The sequence below is a fragment of the Mycobacterium sp. genome, assembly GCF_025933915.1.
Lineage (GTDB): Bacteria > Actinomycetota > Actinomycetes > Mycobacteriales > Mycobacteriaceae > Mycobacterium.
On record NZ_JAICZA010000026.1, the window covers coordinates 23,993 to 42,157 of the forward strand.

Consider the following 18,165-nt stretch of genomic DNA (forward strand, 5'->3'; position numbering starts at 1 on the left):
ACGTCAGTCGGTCACCAGCGAATAGCTGTTGGTCAAATTGTCCTGCAGCACCTCGGCGGCCCGGGTTGTGGTGTCCACCCGCAGTTCGCCGGTGAGCACGCGCGGTTGGTAGGTCCAGCCGGCTGGCAGGTCGAGCCGGTTGGCGAGGCCCGGCAGGTCTGCTCGTGACAAGGTGGCGTCCGCGACCTGGCTCCAGGTCTGCATCACCCAGTGGCGGCTCAGGGGATCGATGAGTTCGTAGATCTCTTGGCCGGGGTTGAAGACGAAGACCGTGTGGCGATTGACCTTGTTGGAGATGTAGGGCGCGGGGTTCATCGACGACAGCAGGACCGTGGCCTGCTGAATCATCTCGATCCCGCCGAAGGTCTTGGTGATCTGCGGCCCCTGCTGCTGCTTCTCGATGGTGTTCATCAGCCAGTAGCGCGGACCGTTCAGCAACGCCGTGGCCGCCCCGTGTTCCTTGGCGACGGCCTGGGCGTCGAGCTTCGACCACAGCTCGGCCGGACAGTCGTTGAGCGGGAAGCTGTTGTACACCGTCGCCTGCGGTCCCGCCTCGCCGGGGGTAACGAGGAGTACCTCGCCGTAGCGCTTCCCGAATAGGTCGAGTGCGTGCTTACCAACGGCGCGGTCGGATTCGGGCGCGGACACTCCGGTGAAATTAATCATTGGTGTCGGTGCCGTCAACAGGGCGGACGGTTACCCGGTGGCGCCACGGTAGCGATCGCGCGCCACCAATGTGGTGTGCAGGTCGTCGATCAGCGGATCGAGGAACGTGGAACGGTATTCGGCGTCGCCGGCCGCGCGGGCGCTGATGTACATGAACGTCAACGCGCCGAGGAACAGCGTCATGTGGATCAGCGAGTCCGGCACCGGCAGCGTGAATCCCAGCACCGTCGCGCTGCTTTTGTAGGTATGGGTCCACTCGTGGAGGAGTTCCGGACTGAGCACGATGAGGCCGAGGATCAAGTAGATCGCGGTGGTCACCACCGCCACCACCAGGATCTGCGCCAGTTGTGAGACCGCCAGAACAAACACGACGTTGAGGCGTTCCGCCTTCTTTAACGGTGCCGCGTCGGAGGCGTGGGGCATCATCGCGAACGGTGTGCCGGCGAGCGTTTCGGGTGCCTCGCGCGGCATGGTGGCCGAGTGCAGCATCGGCCGGACCCGTTCGCGGGTGGCCGAGGTGACGAAGGCCGCCGCGATGGAAACCAAAAATGCCATCGCCAGCGCCAGGCGGTTGCCGCTGATGGTCGCGGCCATGAGCCAGACGTAGGTGTTGAAGAACACCAATGCGGTCAGCAGCACGACCGGTAACGCCCGAACGGCCAAGGCGCCCACCGTCGCAAGATGCGACAGCATCATCCGTACCGCCCATCCGACCACCGACCCGATGCCGAGCCCGGTCAGGATCAGGACGGCGGCCACGACGATGGCCTCCTGCGCGAGGTCGGCCACGGCGACTCCGACGGACGCCACGAACAGGACGGCGACTGCCGCTATTGCGGTGCGTGCCTTCCGGCGTCGCGATCGAGACACCAGCCAGCCGACCACACCCATCGATGGCAGGGCCAAGGCGAGGAGAACCAGCACGGCCCACTCGGAGGTCGTCGGTTCGCCGCTGATCTCGACGTCGCGGCCGCCGGTGATCAGATAGATGGCCAGCATGCAGGCCTGCAGCGCCGCGTACGCCGCAAGCATGGGCGCCGACCGCGTCCAGAGCCTGCGCCACCGCGCGCGCCGGGTGAGCACGGACGGCAAACCCCGCTCCAAAAACCAGCTTTCAGCCGCGGCGCTCGGCTCGGCTGGACGGTCCGGCGCGCGGCCGCGAAGCAGCTCCATGCCGGCTCACCCTACGGCGGCCACGCCACCCGTGCCGGCCTATCGCCGGGGGGCGTTTCGTCGTCCGATCGGTCCCGATGGGCCGCCTCCTGCGCGCCCCGCTTCGCGGGGCGCCCCGTCGCCCGGCTTACCCTTGGGGCATGCAACGGATTATCGGAACGGAGGTCGAATACGGCATTTCCTCGCCATCGGACCCGACTGCCAACCCGATCCTCACGTCGACGCAGGCGGTCTTGGCGTATGCGGCGGCAGCGGGCATTCAGCGCGCCAAGCGCACCCGGTGGGACTACGAGGTGGAATCGCCCCTGCGCGACGCCCGCGGGTTCGACCTGAGCCGCTCGGCCGGCCCGCCCCCGGTGGTCGACGCCGACGAGGTCGGCGCGGCCAACATGATCCTGACCAACGGCGCCCGGCTCTACGTCGACCATGCGCACCCCGAATACTCCGCACCCGAATGCACCGACCCGCTGGACGCCGTGATCTGGGACAAGGCCGGCGAGCGGGTGATGGAGGCCGCCGCCCGGCACGTCGCCAGCGTGCCCGGGGCCGCGAAATTGCAGCTCTACAAGAACAACGTCGACGGCAAGGGCGCCTCCTACGGGTCGCACGAAAACTATCTGATGTCGCGGCAGACGCCGTTCTCGGCGATCATCGCCGGGCTGACCCCCTTTCTGGTCTCGCGGCAGGTGGTCACCGGCTCGGGACGCGTCGGCATCGGACCCTCCGGTGACGAGCCCGGTTTTCAGCTGTCGCAACGCTCGGACTACATCGAGGTCGAGGTCGGCCTGGAAACCACCCTCAAACGCGGCATCATCAACACCCGCGACGAGCCGCACGCCGACGCCGACCGGTACCGACGGCTGCACGTCATCATCGGCGACGCCAACCTCGCCGAGACGTCGACCTACCTGAAACTGGGCACCACTTCGCTGGTGCTGGACTTGATCGAAGAGGGCCCGTCACACGGCATCGACCTGAGCGACCTGGCGCTGGCCCGGCCGGTGCACGCGGTCCACGCGATCAGCCGCGACCCGTCGCTGCGTACCGCGGTGGCCCTGGCCGATGGTCGGGAACTGACTGGGCTTGCGCTGCAGCGGGTTTACCTCGATCGGGTGGCGAAGCTGGTCGATAGCCGCGACCCCGACCCGCGCGCCGCCGACATCGTCGAAACCTGGGCGCACGTGCTCGACCAACTGGAGCGCGACCCGATGGAATGCGCCGAGCTGCTGGACTGGCCAGCCAAGCTGCGTCTCCTCGAAGGGTTCCGGCAGCGGGAGAACCTGAGCTGGTCGGCGCCGCGACTGCACCTGGTCGACCTGCAATATTCCGACGTCCGGCTGGACAAGGGCCTGTACAACCGGCTCGTCGCGCGTGGCTCGATGAAGCGTCTGGTGTCCGAACACCAGGTGCTCGAAGCGGTGGACAATCCGCCGACGGACACCCGCGCATACTTTCGTGGTGAATGCCTGCGCCGGTTCGGCGCCGACATCGCCGCGGCCAGTTGGGACTCCGTAATCTTCGATCTCGGCGGCGATTCCTTGGTCCGCATTCCGACGTTGGAGCCGCTGCGTGGCAGCAAAGCGCACGTCGGAGCGCTGCTGGACTCAGTCCACAGCGCCGCGGAACTGGTAGAACAACTCACCAGCTAGACGTCGGTTCAGCCGGGGAACGTTGGGGTTGACCGGTAGGGTAGGAAAGACCAACGGGCATGCGTGGCGTGACATTGAACGTGACATTGAACGTGACAATGGAAAGCCATTCAACAAGCCCAGACCAAGCAGGAGGCGGCGATGGCGCAGGAGCAGACCAAGCGTGGTGGCGGTGGCGACGACGAGGACGACTTCGCCGGCAGCACGGCCGCGGGCCAAGAGCGCCGGGAGAAGCTGGCCGAGGAGACTGACGATTTGCTCGACGAGATCGACGACGTCCTCGAGGAGAACGCTGAGGACTTCGTTCGGGCATACGTCCAAAAGGGCGGCCAGTGACCTGGCAGTTCTCTGATCGCCTACCCATCAACTCCGCACTTCCGGGAAACCGCGCTGTAGACCTTTCGTCGTTTGCTGACTTCCTGCGCCGTCAGGCGCCGGAGTTGCTGCCCGCCAGCCTCGGGGCCGCCCAGCCGGGAAGCGCCGGGTCGCAGCTGCCCCACGGGACCACCATCGTCGCGCTGAAGTTTCCGGGCGGCGTGGTGCTCGCCGGCGACCGGCGCTCGACGCAGGGCAACATGATCGCCGGGCGCGACGTCAAGAAGGTGTACATCACCGATGACTACACCGCCACCGGTATCGCCGGCACCGCCGCCATTGCCGTGGAGTTCGCTCGCCTCTACGCCGTGGAGCTCGAGCACTACGAGAAACTCGAAGGCGTCCCGCTCACGTTTGCCGGCAAGGTGAACCGGCTGGCGATCATGGTGCGCGGCAACCTGGCCGCCGCCATGCAGGGGCTGGTGGCGTTGCCGTTGCTGGCGGGCTACGACATCCACGCGGCCGATCCGGAAGGCGCCGGCCGCATCGTCTCGTTCGACGCGGCCGGCGGCTGGAACTTCGAGGAGGAGGGCTACCAGTCGGTGGGCTCGGGCTCGATTTTCGCCAAGTCGTCGATGAAGAAGTTGTACTCACAGGTCACCGACGCCGATTCGGCGGTGCGGGTCGCGATCGAGGCGCTCTACGACGCGGCCGATGACGACTCCGCGACCGGCGGGCCGGATCTGGTCCGCGGCATCTACCCCACGGCGGTCACCATCGGCGCCGAGGGGGCGCTCGAAGTGCCGGAGGGCCGCATCGCCGAACTGGCTCGTGAAGTGATCGAAAGTCGTTCGCGCGCTGACACTTTCGGCCCCGATGGTGGTGAGAAGTGAGCTTCCCGTATTTCATCTCGCCCGAACAGGCGATGCGCGAGCGCAGCGAACTCGCGCGCAAGGGCATCGCCCGGGGCAAGAGCGTGGTCGCCCTGGTCTACGCCGGCGGTGTGCTCTTTGTCGCGGAGAACCCGTCGCGGTCGTTGCAGAAGATCAGCGAACTCTACGACCGCGTGGGCTTTGCCGCCGCGGGCAAGTTCAACGAATTCGACAATTTGCGCCGTGGCGGAATCCAATTCGCCGACACCCGCGGGTACGCCTACGACCGCCGCGACGTCACCGGTCGCCAGCTGGCCAACGTGTATGCGCAGACGCTGGGTACCATCTTCACCGAGCAGGCCAAGCCTTACGAGGTGGAATTGTGCGTCGCCGAGGTGGCGCACTACGGCGAGACGAAACCGCCTGAGTTGTACCGGATTACCTATGACGGATCGATCGCCGACGAGCCGCACTTCGTGGTGATGGGCGGCACCACCGAGCCGATCGCCACCGCGCTGAAGGACTCTTACGCCGAAAACGCCAATCTGCGCGAGGCCACGCGCATCGCGGTGAAGGCGTTGCGGGCCGGCAGCGAATCCTCGAACGGGGACCAGTCCACCCTGGACGTGGGCAGCCTGGAGGTCGCGATCTTGGATGTCAGCCGGCCGCGACGGGCGTTTCGGCGGATCAATCGTGCCACCCTGGAAAATTTGCTCCGCGAGCTGGATTCGAACGGGTCCGAAGACGACGGCGAAGAGGCGGATTCGGACGGCGGACCGTCCGAATAGACCCGACCCGCAATGGATCGGCGGCTTCCCATGGCCGGTACTGCTGGGCCTGGTGGTGCTCAAGGTGCTGGTGAGCTCTCACGTCATCAAGGTTGTGCGCCGGAGCCTCGTGGCCCCATTGGGCCCGGGGCGCTCCGGAAAAGGGCGCGGGAGAAACTTCGTCGGATCGATAGGCGCGGCTTGCTTACCGCGGCGCTCGGACAACCAGTACGCTCGATTACGTGCAGCGGCGAATCATGGGCATCGAGACCGAGTTCGGGGTCACCTGCACATTCCACGGCCATCGGCGGCTCAGCCCGGACGAGGTGGCCCGCTACTTGTTTCGGCGCGTCGTGTCCTGGGGCCGCAGCTCCAACGTCTTCCTGCGTAACGGCGCGCGGCTCTACCTCGACGTCGGAAGCCACCCCGAGTACGCGACCGCCGAGTGCGACAGCCTGGTGCAGCTGGTCACCCACGACCGCGCCGGCGAATGGGTGCTCGAAGACCTGCTCATCGACGCCGAGCAGCGGCTCGCCGACGAGGGCATCGGTGGCGACATCTACCTGTTCAAGAACAACACCGATTCCGCCGGTAACTCCTACGGGTGTCACGAGAACTACCTGATCGTGCGGGCCGGCGAGTTCTCCCGGATCTCCGATGTCCTGCTGCCATTTCTGGTCACGCGCCAGCTGATCTGCGGCGCGGGCAAGGTGCTGCAGACCCCCAAGGCCGCAACGTTCTGCCTTTCCCAACGCGCCGAGCACATTTGGGAGGGCGTCTCCTCGGCCACCACCCGCAGCCGGCCGATCATCAACACCCGCGACGAGCCGCACGCCGACGCCGAGAAGTACCGGCGGTTGCACGTGATCGTCGGCGACTCCAACATGTGCGAAACCACCACCATGCTCAAGGTGGGCACCGCCTCGTTGGTGCTGGAGATGATCGAAGCCGGCGTGCCGTTCCGCGACTTCTCGCTGGATAACCCCATCCGCGCCATCCGCGAGGTCAGCCACGACGTCACCGGCCGTCGACCGGTGCGGCTGGCGGGCGGGCGTCAGGCCAGCGCGCTGGACATCCAGCGCGAGTACTACAGCCGCGCGGTCGAGCACCTGCAGACCCGGGAGCCCAACGCGCAGATCGAGCAGATCGTCGACCTGTGGGGCCGCCAGCTCGACGCGGTCGAGAGCCAGGATTTCGCCAAGGTGGACACCGAGATCGACTGGGTGATCAAGCGCAAGCTCTTCCAGCGCTATCAAGACCGGTACAACATGGAGCTGTCCGATCCGAAGATCGCCCAGCTGGACCTGGCCTATCACGACATCAAGCGCGGGCGCGGCGTCTTTGATCTGCTGCAGCGCAAGGGTCTTGCCGCGCGCGTCACCACCGACGAGGACATCGCGGAGGCGGTCGACAATCCGCCGCAGACCACCCGGGCACGGCTGCGTGGCGAGTTCATCAGCGCCGCCCAGGCAGCCGGCCGCGACTTCACCGTCGACTGGGTGCACCTCAAGCTCAACGACCAGGCCCAGCGGACCGTACTGTGCAAAGACCCATTCCGTGCGGTCGACGAGCGGGTCAAACGGCTGATCGCCAGTATGTAGCGCGTGCTGCCGTAGACCCCGTGCGGCGACCGCCGCGTCCAACCAGGGCAATCAGTTTCTGTTGCTGTGCCGCGCGTTGAGTTCGGCCAGCTGGTTTTTGATTGCGGTGGACGCACCGGCACGGTCTTTGTGGTTGTTTTCGTAGCGCAGCAAGATCCCCAGCGCGGTCGCATCGGTGATTTTTTGCACCGCGGCCTCGACGTCGCCGACGGTGAGATCGTCATAGTTAGCGACGGGTAGCTCGTCTTCGGTAAGACCCCCGGTCAGGATACGGGTGCGGTTCAACGCGGTGGCGGTAGTGCGGGCGCCTTTACGGGTCGCGGTTTGCTCTGCGTGACGGAGTCCAGCGTCGCGGCCGGCGGTCAGCGAGTCGACGGCGGCTTCGGCGACGGTGGCGACTCGCGAGCGGGTGCGGGCGACGGCCTCGGCGGTTCCGTTGATCCGCTCGGCAACCCAGCGGGAAGGATAATTGGCCGCCTTGGTGAGTCGACCTACGGCCGTCTGCACCGGGGTGGGCCGCACGGCGGTGGGCTCTCCGGCTGCTTCCTGGGCCAGTACCGAGGTGATCCATTCGATGGTTTCCTGATGCGCAGCCTGTAGACGTCGCGCAAGCAATCGGGCGTCGACGTGGTCGGCCGCGTCGGCGAGGGCTTCGAGATAGATTGCACGGTCGAGCAGTTGATGTTCCAGGGCGAGGTCACCGAACAGCGCGGTCGATATCGGTTGACCCTGTACGGCCACGGTCTTGGCCAGTGCGGTAGCGCGGCCCAGCGCGGGGGTGATGACGTCCGGAATGCCGCCGAGCTCACGCAGTACCGCCGCGATCAGCCTTGCGCGTTCACGCGCGTTGGCAGCGTTCGTCGTGAATTGTTGGCGCACAGTATCGTTGCGCGCCTGCGCCAACCGTGTTTGGGCGGTTTGAATCTCGCTATTGGTGAGGCGATGCAGTGCGCGGAGTTGGCTGATGAGCTTATCGATGGCGGCATGAGTCATGTTTGCTCCCTGGAGAGTTCGAGGTTGTTGCTTGGGGTAACTGCGCGAACATCATTGTCGCGCTGAAGGTTTAAGGAACCTGGTGGTGGAAGCGGTGTGGCCTGCCGCCGTGGTCGGCGGCAGGCCACACCAAGAACGGTTATTTGAATGCGTCCTTGACGTTTTCGCCGGCCTTCTTCACGCTGGACTTGGTTTGGTCCTTCTTGCCTTCGCCCTCGGTGTCCTTGTCGCCAGTGACCTTGCCGGCCTGCTCCTTGGCTTTACCCGCGACGTCCTGGGCGGCATTCTTGACCTTGTCGGTGATTCCCATGGGTGTGTCCCTTCTGTGGTGGGCAGCCGCGAATTGCGGTTGCCCATGGACGCCCCCTGCGGGGTCGTCCTGGGCTCGCACCCGGGTCATACCCGGGTGCGAGAGATCTAGTTATTCCATTGTGCGGCATGTCAATACAGAACAGGCGGACCCGACGGTGGGGCGACAGCTCCGATTAGCCGTCGCGGCGATTTCGAGTACCACACTTCGCCAGGCCGCGGCTGACCATGTAGCCGATGCTGAGCAACACGACGTAGAACCATGCCCGATCGGCCAAGAAGTAGTCGGCACGTCCGTCGGTCGCCTTCACCAAGTACGACGCGAGCAGCACGCCGATGACTGCGGCCACGAACACCGCGAACTCGGATGTCTTGAACGATGTTTTCGTCTCATTTCCGGCTGGTGCGCGGACTCGACTGACGTCGGCGCCTTCGGCGCTATAGGCGGTCTGTGCGTTGGGGCGGCGCGCGTCGGTGGGGTTACTAATAGCCATTTCTATTCCTAAGTTGGGTGTAAGCCTGTCAAGTGTCCGACCGGTCCGATCGGACGTACGCCTGGACAGAGGTTTGTGCGAAATTCATTGACAGCAAGGTGTTTCAGTCTGCCATCAAATGATGGTGTTGATTCAGTAGCGCATCGTTGGATGCGCCCAGCCACGTCCGAGATACGCTACGGCAACCTCGGAATCGACTGGCTTGTTTGGGGTCCGGCTTGAACAGATGATTGCGGCTCATCCTTAACCGCTCCGGACTGGGTGAGAACCAACAACAGCAACGCTACGCCCTGTTCGGTCATTCGGCCACTCCGGCAATTGGATACGGCTGCGCCGGTTGGGACTTGCGAAATCGGGTATCCTTCGGCTCGGTTGACACACCAGCCAGCCAGCCAGACTGTCGCGCCCCTCTGTGCGAATATCGCGGCGTCATTTCCGAGGCGCCGGATAGACCTGGTCTTTCGGTGAACTAGAGCTTGGAGCTGGTCGGCATGTCCTCGTCTTCTTCGCTGCTGAGCAGCTGTCGAACCGCGGCAGGCCAACAAATACGCGATGGTCGGATGCGGCCCGGCGGTTGCGCCATCGCCTACACCCTGGCGGCGGACGGGCCGACCGATCCTGCTCATCCACGGTGTGGGCGGCAACCGTCATCCTTGGCTGGCTGTTTGGCAGCATCGGACGTGGCGCGAATGACACTACGAACGCGCGATTCGGGCCCGTGCGCCGACTCGGCCGATCCATGTTCGGATCACTGGGACAATTCGGATCGCTGTGACAATCGGTGAGCAACTGCGTGCCGCGGTCAGCGGCGGGCACCGACTAGAGGCGGCAGACCGGCTGTGCCGGGCTTGCGTGAGGCTGCTCGACGTCGATGCTGCGGCGATTTCGCTGGTCTTCGATGGTGCCAACGCGGGAACGCTAGGGTCCAGCGGTCCCTCGGCGCTGATGTATGACGAGCTGCAATTCACTCTGGGCGAAGGGCCCTGCCTGGAGTCGGTGGCTCGCCGGGCGCCCGTGCTCGTCGGTGACCTTGCCGACCCAAACAATGCACGCTGGCCCGCGTATGGATCGGCGATGCTGGGCCACCAGATCCGGGGGGTGTACGCGATTCCGGTGCTGGTCGCCGGCGAGTACGTCGGAGCCTTAGACCTGTTTCGCGTCGAGCCGGGTACGTTGGCCACCGAGCAACTGGCCGGTGCGATCACGGCCGCCGAGTTGGCGGCGGTGCCTGTGCTCGATCTCATGGATACCGACCTGCAGGCCGCGATCTCGGATCCCAACAGCGATGCTTGGGCCGAATTGAATGCCTTGTCTCGCGCGGAGGTCAGCCAGGCCACGGGCATGCTGATGGCTCAGCTCGACATCGACGCCGCGGAGGCTCTTGTCCGGCTGCGGGGGCGTGCGTACGCCACCGACCGCAGCGCCATCGACGTCGCGCGCGACATCCTGGACCGCCGACTGCGACTGGAGGACGATTGATGCGCTCCCCTCACGTGAGCCACCCGCTCGATGCGACCCGCGGTGATCAGCCAGGAAGGAGTCGAAGATGACCGATACTCCTCGTGAGACCCGAGTTTTGAACGCCGTTGTATCGCTTGTCGACAGTCTGCTCGACGACTTTGACGTGGTCGACCTGTTGACCGAACTCACGGAACGCTGCGCAGAGCTACTCGATGTTGCCGCGGCCGGGTTGCTGCTGGTCGACCCGTTCGAGAAATTGCATCTGCTGGCTGCGACTTCGGAAAATGCGCGCGATCTAGAGCTCTTTCAGCTGCAGGCCGACGAAGGTCCGTGTGTGGAGTGCTATGCCAGCGGACAGCCTGTTTCGGTGTCGGATCTCGCGGCCACGTCATCACGTTGGCCGCGATTCGCGCCCGCTGCCGTTGACGCCGGCTTTGCGTCGGTGCACGCCGTGCCGATGCGCGCGGCCGGCGTCGTATTAGGCGCATTGGGCCTGTTCGGTACGCATCCGGGTGAACTCAACGACGCCGATCTGTTGGTCGGCCAAAGCCTGGCGCACATCGCGAGCGTCGCGATCCTGCAGGAACACGCCCCGACTCCGGCGATGGTGGGGCCCCGCCTGCGCACCGCGCTGGCTGCTCGCGTTGTGATCGAGCAGGCCAAGGGCTTCCTGCGTGAGCGCCTTGACGTGTCGGTGGAGGATGCATTTACGTTGTTGCGTCGCTACGCGCGGTCCAACCATGACCATCTGACAGAGGTGTCGCGGAGGCTGATCGCCCAGCCCGACTCCCGCGCCGCGATGCTCGCGGCCATGACAACCCTGAAAGCCGCGCCGTCGGCGTAGATCTACTCACGCGTCAGGTTTAGTCCTCGCGTGCGGGGGCGCGGCGTACCGATAGGTCGACTATTCGCTCGGCGATCACATGCAGCTTGACGTTCTCGTTCTGACTGATCTTGACCATTCGGCCGAACGCCTCCTCGGCGCTGCCACCGGAGCGACCGCGGATGATGCCGATCGCCTGGTCGATGACCGACCGGCTACCCAGCGCGCGCTGCAGCTGCTCCGCCCGCTGCCGGGCCTGCATCAGCAACCGCGCGTTGTAGATCGACACAGCCGCGGGTCCGGCGAACTTTGCGCCCAGTGCCACGGCGTGTTCGTCGAATGCGTCGAGGCCATCAGCGTAGGCGTTGATGACGCCGATCACCTGTTCGCGGAGCACCAGCGGCAGGGACAACGACGAGTTCACGCCCAGGCGTGCCACGGCGCTGCCGAAGTGCGGCCAGCGTATGTCGTCACCGAGCGATCCGCTGATACAGGGCCGCCGCGTTCGCATAGCACTCATGCAGGGTCCTTCGTGGTGGACCTCGTACTGAAGGGCGTCGATTTCCCGGACGAACTCCGCGGTCACTGCCCACGACTCGATACGCAAGGGCGCGGACGGGCGAGCCACGGTCACACCTGCCCCGGTGACGCCCGGGATCGCATGCGCGGCAAATTCGGCCACCTGGGTGAGCAACTCGTCCACCGTCAAGGCATCGACCACTATGCGGGATAACCCAGTCAGCGACGCATACAGATCGTCATCGTCGGCGTCGCTTTGTGCCTGGGTCAGGTCTGGCGGCTGGGGTGCGGGGCGGCCCGGCTGGTATTCAAACTCGGTCAACGTCGCACGCCCTTTTCGGTCGTCTCATAATCACCACAGGGTTTCCGGCACACTCGTCAGTCAAACTGCCGACGAGACCCGCCCGGCCATCTGAGGTAGCTTTTTTGCGGCACCTTTAAGCTGCTACAGGTGGCGACGTCAAAAGTCGAACGGCTGGTAAATCTGGTCATAGCCCTGCTGTCCACCCGCGGCTACATCACCGCGGAAAAGATCAGATCGAGCGTAGCCGGTTATTCGGACAGCGCCAGCGCCGAGGCGTTCTCCCGCATGTTCGAGCGCGACAAGAACGAACTGCGTGACCTGGGCATCCCGCTCGAGGTCGGCAGGGCGTCGGCCGGGGATCCATGCGAGGGTTACCGGATCAACCGCGACGCCTATTCGCTCGCACCGGTCGACCTGACCCCGGACGAGGCGGCCGCGGTGGCCGTCGCGACCCAGCTGTGGGAGTCGCCCGAACTCATTACCGCCACCCAGGGCGCCCTGCTCAAACTGCGCGCGGCCGGCGTCGACGTCGATCCCGACGCGCCGGTCGCCATCGCATCGCCGGCCGGGGTGCCGGGTCTGCGTGGCTCGGAAGACGTTCTCGGAATCCTGTTGTCCGCCATCGACTCCCGGCAGGCCGTGCAGTTTCCGCATCGGCCGTCACGAACCGAGCCGTACGCCACCCGCACCGTCGAACCCTGGGGCGTCGTCACGGAAAAGGGCCGCTGGTATCTGGTGGGTCACGACCGCGACCGCGACGCCACCCGCACCTTCCGGCTCTCCCGGATTGGTCCCGACGTCACACCGATCGACCCGCCGGGCGCGGTCACCGTGCCCGAAGGGATCGACCTGCGCAGGATCGTGGCCCAGACGGTCACGGAGGTTTCAGCGACGCCGCCCGGCGGGCCGGCCACGGTGTGGGTGGCCGACGGGCGGGCCACCGCGCTACGCCGCGCAGGCAGGCCCGTCGGCGGGCGGCAACTGGGTGATCGCGACGGCGAGGTGATCGAACTCGACATCCGATCCACCGACCAGCTGGCACGTGACATCGCCGGCTACGGCGCGGACGCCCTGGTGCTCGAGCCGCCGTCCCTGCGCGACGACGTGCTGGCCCGGTTGCGGGGTCATGCGGGCGTGTCCACATGACCCCGATCTCCGCCCGCCTGGTCCGGTTGCTGAATATGGTCCCGTACTTCCAGGCCAACCCGCGGGTCACCCGGGCCAAGGCCGCCGCCGATCTCGGGGTCTCGGCCAAACAACTGGAAGAGGATCTCAACCAGCTCTGGATGTGCGGGCTTCCCGGCTACTTCCCGGGTGACCTCATCGATTTCCAGTTCTCCGGGGACACCATCGAGGTGACGTTCTCGGCCGGCATCGACCGCCCGCTCAAGCTCACCTCGCCGGAGGCCACCGGCCTGCTGGTGGCGCTGCGGGCGCTGGCCGACATCCCCGGCGTCGTCGACCCCGAAGCCGCGCGCAGCGCGATCGCCAAGATCGAGGACGCCGCCGGGGCCGTCGGACACGACGCCACGCACGCGGCGACGGCCGTCGACGAGCCTGCGCCGGTGGAAAGTCGGGCCGCGGCCGCGGTGCGCGCGGCCGTGCAGTCGCGACACGCGCTGGCCCTTGATTACTACTCCGCGTCACACGACACACTCACCAGCCGGGTCGTCGATCCCATTCGGGTGCTGCTGATCGGCGGCCACAGCTACCTGGAGGCCTGGTCGCGCGAGGCCGACGGGGTCCGGTTGTTCCGCTTCGACCGGATCGTGGAAGCCAGCGAGCTCGATGAGCCCGCCGCGCCGCCCGAGCCGGTGCTGCACGCGCCGCCCGACACCTCGCTGTTCGACGGCGATCCGTCGCTGCCGTTGGCCACGCTGCGGGTGGCGCCCGCGGCGTCCTGGATGTTCGAGTACTACCCGATGCGCGACGTGCGCGAGTTGCCGGACGGATCCTGCGAGGCGGTGATGACCTACGCGTCCGAGGACTGGATGACGCGGCTGGTGCTGGGCTTGGGGCCCGCCGTCCAGGTGCTGGCACCGGGCTCACTGGCGCAGCGGGTGCGGGATGCCGCGGCGGCCGCCGTGACGTCCTATGACGCCCTGAGCCCCTAAAAGTCCAGGCGATATGGCATACCGCGGTGCGGCGCGGGCCCACCGGCACGCGGCGCTGCTGCGGTAGCATCGGGTGAACGTCTGGAGGTAATCAAAGTGGGCAGTCTTAGTCCGTGGCACTGGGCGATCCTCGCGGTCGTGGTGATCTTGCTGTTCGGCGCCAAGAAGCTCCCCGACGCGGCGCGTTCGTTGGGCAAGTCGATGCGGATCTTCAAGTCCGAGATCCGGGAAATGCAGAGCGAGAACAAGCCGGAGACATCGGCTTTGGGGACCCAAAGTGACGCCTCCGCGGCGGACCCCGCTCCCGTGCAGTCGCAGCGCGTCGACGCTCCGGCGCCCAGCGAGCAGGGGCACAGCGAAGCACGCCCCGCGTAGCCGCCATCATCGTCGCGGTGCCCGAGCGCCCTGACCGAGCCCTAGACGAGCATCGTGAAAGTATTCAAGGCTTCAGCGCGCACTTCCGGCGTGCTGAAACGCCTCAACCCGCGTAACAGACGCAGTCGCACCAATCCGGATGCGACCATGTCGCTGGTCGACCACCTCACCGAGCTGCGCACCCGGCTGCTGATTTCCCTGGCGGCGATCGTGCTGACCACGATTTTCGGGTTCGTCTGGTATTCGCATTCGATCTTCGGGCTGGAAAGCCTCGGCCAGTGGTTGCGTCATCCCTACTGCTCGCTGCCGCAGTCGGCGCGCGCGAGTATCAGTGCCGACGGGCAATGCCGGCTGCTGGCCACCGCGCCGTTCGACCAGTTCATGCTGCGGCTCAAGGTGGGCCTGACCGCCGGGGTGGTGCTGGCCTGCCCGGTGTGGTTCTACCAGCTGTGGGCCTTCATCACCCCCGGGCTCTACCAGAAGGAGCGCCGCTTCGCGGTCGCCTTCGTGGTGCCGGCCGTCGTGCTGTTCGGCGCGGGCGCGGCGCTGGCCTACTTCGTGCTGTCCAAGGCGCTGGGCTTCCTGTTGACCGTCGGCAGCGACGTGCAGGTGACCGCCCTGTCCGGCGACCGGTATTTCGGCTTCCTGATCAACCTGCTGGTGGTGTTCGGCGTCAGCTTCGAATTCCCGCTGCTGATCGTCATGCTCAACACGGTGGGGCTGCTGACCTACCAGCGGCTCAAGTCGTGGCGGCGCGGTCTGATCTTCGCGATGTTCGTGTTCGCGGCCGTGTTCACGCCCGGATCCGATCCGTTTTCGATGACCGCGCTCGGGCTGGCGCTGTCCGTGCTCCTCGAGTTCGCCATCCAGATCGCCCGGCTCCACGACAAGCGCAAGGCCAAGCGCGAAGCCCAGGCGGTGGTCCCCGACGACGAAGCATCGGTCATCGAACGGCCCACCGCGATACCGGAGCCCTCAGTCACCGCGGGGCAACACGACGATGTCACCTGAGTCTTTCTGGCGCGAGGGTGCGTGTTTGCACAGCGACACGCCGGTGTTGACGTACAACTGCGCACCCTCGCGTAACGGGGCAGCGGCGTGACGGAGCTGGTCGAGCTCACCCGGTTCACCGCCGACCTGCCCTTCGCGCTCGACGGTTTTCAGCATCGGGCGTGCGCGGCGCTCGAACGCGGCCACGGGGTGCTGGTCTGCGCGCCGACCGGAGCCGGCAAGACGGTGGTCGGCGAATTCGCGGTGCACTTGGCGCTGGCGGCCGGCGGCAAGTGCTTCTACACCACGCCGCTCAAAGCGCTGAGCAACCAGAAGCACACCGACCTGACGGCGCGGTACGGCCGCGACCGCATCGGCCTGCTCACCGGGGACATGTCGGTAAACGCCGACGCGCCCGTGGTGGTCATGACGACCGAAGTGCTGCGCAACATGCTCTACGCGGATTCGCCTGCGCTGCGGGGACTTTCGTACGTGGTGATGGACGAGGTGCACTTCCTGGCCGACCGGATGCGGGGGCCGGTGTGGGAAGAAGTGATCCTGCACCTGCCCGACGAGGTGCGGGTGGTCAGCCTGTCGGCGACGGTGAGCAACGCCGAGGAGTTCGGCGGCTGGATCCAGACCGTGCGCGGCGATACGACGGTCGTGGTCGACGAGCACCGGCCGGTGCCGCTCTGGCAACACGTGTTGGTGGGCAAGCGGCTTTTCGACCTCTTCGACTACCGGAATCCGGAAGCCCCCGCGCAACCGGGTGTCGCCCGCGAGCCGCGCGTCAACCCGGATCTGTCGCGGCACATCGCGCATCGTCGCGAGGCGGATCGCATGTCGGATTGGCAGCCGCGGCGAAGCGCCGGACGTGGGCGTTCACCGGCGGGGTCGGGCCGGCCCCGCTTCTACCGCACACCGGGGCGCCCGGACGTGCTCGCGACCCTGGATTCGGAGGGGCTGCTGCCGGCGATCACGTTCGTGTTCTCGCGGGCCGGCTGTGACGCCGCCGTCCAGCAATGCCTGCGTTCCCCGTTGCAGCTGACCACTCAGGAGGAGCGCGCGCAGATCGCCGAGGTGATCGAGCATCGCTGCGGCGATCTCGCCGACTCCGACCTGGCCGTGCTCGGCTACTACGAGTGGCGGGAGGGGCTGCTGCGTGGTCTGGCCGCCCACCACGCCGGCATGTTGCCCGCCTTCCGGCACACGGTCGAAGAACTCTTCACTGCCGGGCTCGTCAGGGCCGTGTTCGCCACCGAGACCCTGGCGCTCGGCATCAACATGCCCGCCCGCACCGTGGTGCTCGAGCGGCTGGTCAAGTTCAACGGCGAGCAGCACGTGGCGCTGACGCCGGGGGAGTACACGCAGCTGACCGGGCGCGCCGGGCGGCGCGGCATTGACGTCGAGGGCCACGCGGTGGTGCTCTGGAACCCCAGCGAGGAAACTACCGAACCCTCCGCGGTGGCCGGGCTGGCCTCCACCCGCACCTTCCCGCTGCGCAGTTCGTTCGCCCCGTCGTACAACATGACGATCAACCTGGTGCACCAGATGGGGCCCGAGCAGGCACATCGGTTGCTCGAGCAGTCATTTGCGCAATATCAGGCCGACCGCTCCGTCGTCGGGCTGGTGCGTGGGATCGAGCGGGGCACCGCGATGCTCGCCGAGATCGCCGCCGAGCTGGGCGGATCCAAGGCGCCGATCCTGGATTACGCCCGGATGCGTGCGCGCATCTCCGAGATGGAGCGCGCGCAGTCACGTGCCTCGCGGTTGCAGCGACGGCAGGCGGCCAGCGACGCGCTGGCCGCGCTGCGCCGGGGCGACATCATCAACATCACCCACGGCCGGCGCGGTGGGCTGGCCGTGGTGCTGGAATCGGCCCGCGACAGCTCCGATCCGCGCCCGCTGGTGCTGACCGAAAACCGCTGGGCGGGAAGGATTTCCTCGGCCGACTATTCGGGCGTGACCGCGCCGGTCGGTTCCATGTCGCTGCCGAAGCGGGTCGAGCACCGGCAGCCACGGGTCCGTCGTGATCTGGCCTCGGCGCTGCGGTCGGCGGCCGCCGGGCTGACTATTCCGGCCAGGCACCGCGGCGGGCGCGGGGACGCCGACGGCGCCTTTCACGACCCGGAGCTGGCGTCCTTGCGCGAACAGCTGCGCCGGCACCCGTCGCACAACACGGCCGGCCTGGAAGCACAGGTCCGGCAGGCCGAGCGTTACCTGCGGATCGAACGCGACAACGCGCAGCTGGAGAAAAATGTTGCGGCAGCGACCAATTCGCTGGCCCGAACCTTCGATCGGATCGTCGGGCTGCTCACCGAGCGGGAGTTCATCGAAGGGCGTGACGGTGATCCCCGCGTCACCGACGCCGGCCGGTTGCTGGCGCGCATCTACAGCGAAAGCGACCTGCTGGTCGCCGAATGCCTGCGCAGTGGCGCGTGGTCGGGATTGAAGCCGGCCGAGCTGGCGGCGGTGATCTCGTCGGTTCTGTACGAAAGCCGAGGCGGGGACGGGCCGGGTGCGGCGTTTGCGGCCGACGCCCCCACGCAGCAATTGCGGCGGGCGCTGCAGCAGACGTCGAGGCTGTCGATGGCGCTGCGCGCCGATGAGCAGACGCACCGGATCGCCCCGAGTCGCGAGCCCGACGACGGCTTCGTCAATGTCATCTACCGCTGGGCCAGGGCTGGTGATCTGGCCGCGGCGCTGGCGGCGGCCGACCCGGCCGGCACCGGCTCACCCC

18 protein-coding genes are annotated in these 18,165 nt (G+C 66.7%); 12 read left to right on the forward strand and 6 right to left on the reverse strand.

Features of this window, described 5'->3' with window-relative positions:
* Positions 1-3: 3 nt before the first annotated feature.
* A complete protein-coding gene (locus tag Q0W90_RS06485; RefSeq protein WP_297595709.1) occupies positions 4-648 on the reverse strand; it encodes a hypothetical protein in 645 nt (214 codons plus the stop codon).
* 48 nt (positions 649-696) lie between these two features.
* Positions 697-1,839, reverse strand: a complete 1,143-nt coding sequence (locus tag Q0W90_RS06490) for a hypothetical protein (RefSeq protein WP_297699899.1) — start codon at positions 1,837-1,839, stop codon at positions 697-699.
* Between the two features lie 140 nt (positions 1,840-1,979).
* On the opposite strand from Q0W90_RS06490, the gene dop reads away from it, so the two are divergent.
* The 5 genes from dop to pafA all read left to right on the forward strand — a co-directional run bounded on the left by dop (position 1,980) and on the right by pafA (position 7,043).
* Positions 1,980-3,488: a pup deamidase/depupylase gene (gene dop / locus Q0W90_RS06495; RefSeq protein ID WP_297699897.1), complete on the forward strand. Its 1,509-nt coding sequence runs from the start codon at positions 1,980-1,982 to the stop codon at positions 3,486-3,488.
* A gap of 141 nt (positions 3,489-3,629) precedes the next feature.
* Positions 3,630-3,824 (forward strand): ubiquitin-like protein Pup, encoded by a 195-nt coding sequence (locus Q0W90_RS06500; protein WP_067168450.1) that lies wholly within the window; start codon positions 3,630-3,632, stop codon positions 3,822-3,824.
* Positions 3,821-4,696: a proteasome subunit beta gene (gene prcB / locus Q0W90_RS06505; RefSeq protein ID WP_297595706.1), complete on the forward strand. Its 876-nt coding sequence runs from the start codon at positions 3,821-3,823 to the stop codon at positions 4,694-4,696. Before Q0W90_RS06500 ends, prcB begins: the two co-directional genes overlap by 4 nt.
* Positions 4,693-5,463: a proteasome subunit alpha gene (gene prcA, locus Q0W90_RS06510; RefSeq protein ID WP_297595704.1), complete on the forward strand. Its 771-nt coding sequence runs from the start codon at positions 4,693-4,695 to the stop codon at positions 5,461-5,463. The genes prcB and prcA overlap by 4 nt, the downstream gene beginning before the upstream one ends.
* Before the next feature lie 221 nt (positions 5,464-5,684).
* The gene (gene pafA, locus Q0W90_RS06515; protein WP_297595703.1) at positions 5,685-7,043 is read left to right on the forward strand and encodes a Pup--protein ligase; all 1,359 of its coding nucleotides are present in this window, start codon (positions 5,685-5,687) and stop codon (positions 7,041-7,043) included.
* A 51-nt stretch (positions 7,044-7,094) separates the two neighbouring features.
* Here the strand turns inward: pafA and Q0W90_RS06520 are convergent, their stop codons facing one another.
* The 3 genes from Q0W90_RS06520 to Q0W90_RS06530 form a co-directional block, all read right to left on the reverse strand.
* Positions 7,095-7,946, reverse strand: a complete 852-nt coding sequence (locus Q0W90_RS06520) for a ferritin-like domain-containing protein (RefSeq protein WP_297699892.1) — start codon at positions 7,944-7,946, stop codon at positions 7,095-7,097.
* A 229-nt stretch (positions 7,947-8,175) separates the two neighbouring features.
* Positions 8,176-8,346 carry a CsbD family protein gene (locus Q0W90_RS06525; protein ID WP_297595700.1) on the reverse strand — a complete coding sequence of 57 codons (171 nt, stop codon included), beginning with the start codon at positions 8,344-8,346 and terminating at the stop codon, positions 8,176-8,178.
* A gap of 175 nt (positions 8,347-8,521) precedes the next feature.
* Positions 8,522-8,839, reverse strand: a complete 318-nt coding sequence (locus tag Q0W90_RS06530; protein ID WP_297595699.1) for a hypothetical protein — start codon at positions 8,837-8,839, stop codon at positions 8,522-8,524.
* Between the two features lie 771 nt (positions 8,840-9,610).
* On the opposite strand from Q0W90_RS06530, the gene Q0W90_RS06535 reads away from it, so the two are divergent.
* Complete coding sequence (locus tag Q0W90_RS06535) at positions 9,611-10,318, forward strand: GAF and ANTAR domain-containing protein (RefSeq protein ID WP_297699889.1); 708 nt, start codon at positions 9,611-9,613, stop codon at positions 10,316-10,318.
* Positions 10,319-10,385: 67 nt separating this feature from the next.
* Positions 10,386-11,144 (forward strand): GAF and ANTAR domain-containing protein, encoded by a 759-nt coding sequence (locus Q0W90_RS06540; protein ID WP_297595696.1) that lies wholly within the window; start codon positions 10,386-10,388, stop codon positions 11,142-11,144.
* A 19-nt stretch (positions 11,145-11,163) separates the two neighbouring features.
* Here the strand turns inward: Q0W90_RS06540 and Q0W90_RS06545 are convergent, their stop codons facing one another.
* Positions 11,164-11,964: a GAF and ANTAR domain-containing protein gene (locus Q0W90_RS06545; RefSeq protein WP_297595695.1), complete on the reverse strand. Its 801-nt coding sequence runs from the start codon at positions 11,962-11,964 to the stop codon at positions 11,164-11,166.
* A 129-nt stretch (positions 11,965-12,093) separates the two neighbouring features.
* On the opposite strand from Q0W90_RS06545, the gene Q0W90_RS06550 reads away from it, so the two are divergent.
* The 5 genes from Q0W90_RS06550 to Q0W90_RS06570 all read left to right on the forward strand — a co-directional run.
* On the forward strand, positions 12,094-13,092 hold the full coding sequence (locus Q0W90_RS06550) for a YafY family protein (protein ID WP_297595694.1): 999 nt from the start codon (positions 12,094-12,096) through the stop codon (positions 13,090-13,092).
* Positions 13,089-14,060: a YafY family protein gene (locus Q0W90_RS06555; RefSeq protein ID WP_297595693.1), complete on the forward strand. Its 972-nt coding sequence runs from the start codon at positions 13,089-13,091 to the stop codon at positions 14,058-14,060. The genes Q0W90_RS06550 and Q0W90_RS06555 overlap by 4 nt, the downstream gene beginning before the upstream one ends.
* Before the next feature lie 96 nt (positions 14,061-14,156).
* The gene (gene tatA / locus Q0W90_RS06560) at positions 14,157-14,435 is read left to right on the forward strand and encodes a Sec-independent protein translocase subunit TatA (protein ID WP_297773715.1); all 279 of its coding nucleotides are present in this window, start codon (positions 14,157-14,159) and stop codon (positions 14,433-14,435) included.
* Between the two features lie 54 nt (positions 14,436-14,489).
* Positions 14,490-15,446: a twin-arginine translocase subunit TatC gene (tatC, locus tag Q0W90_RS06565; RefSeq protein ID WP_297773718.1), complete on the forward strand. Its 957-nt coding sequence runs from the start codon at positions 14,490-14,492 to the stop codon at positions 15,444-15,446.
* 87 nt (positions 15,447-15,533) lie between these two features.
* The coding region (locus Q0W90_RS06570) for an RNA helicase (RefSeq protein WP_297773721.1) at positions 15,534-18,165 on the forward strand (2,632 nt) is incomplete at its 3' end.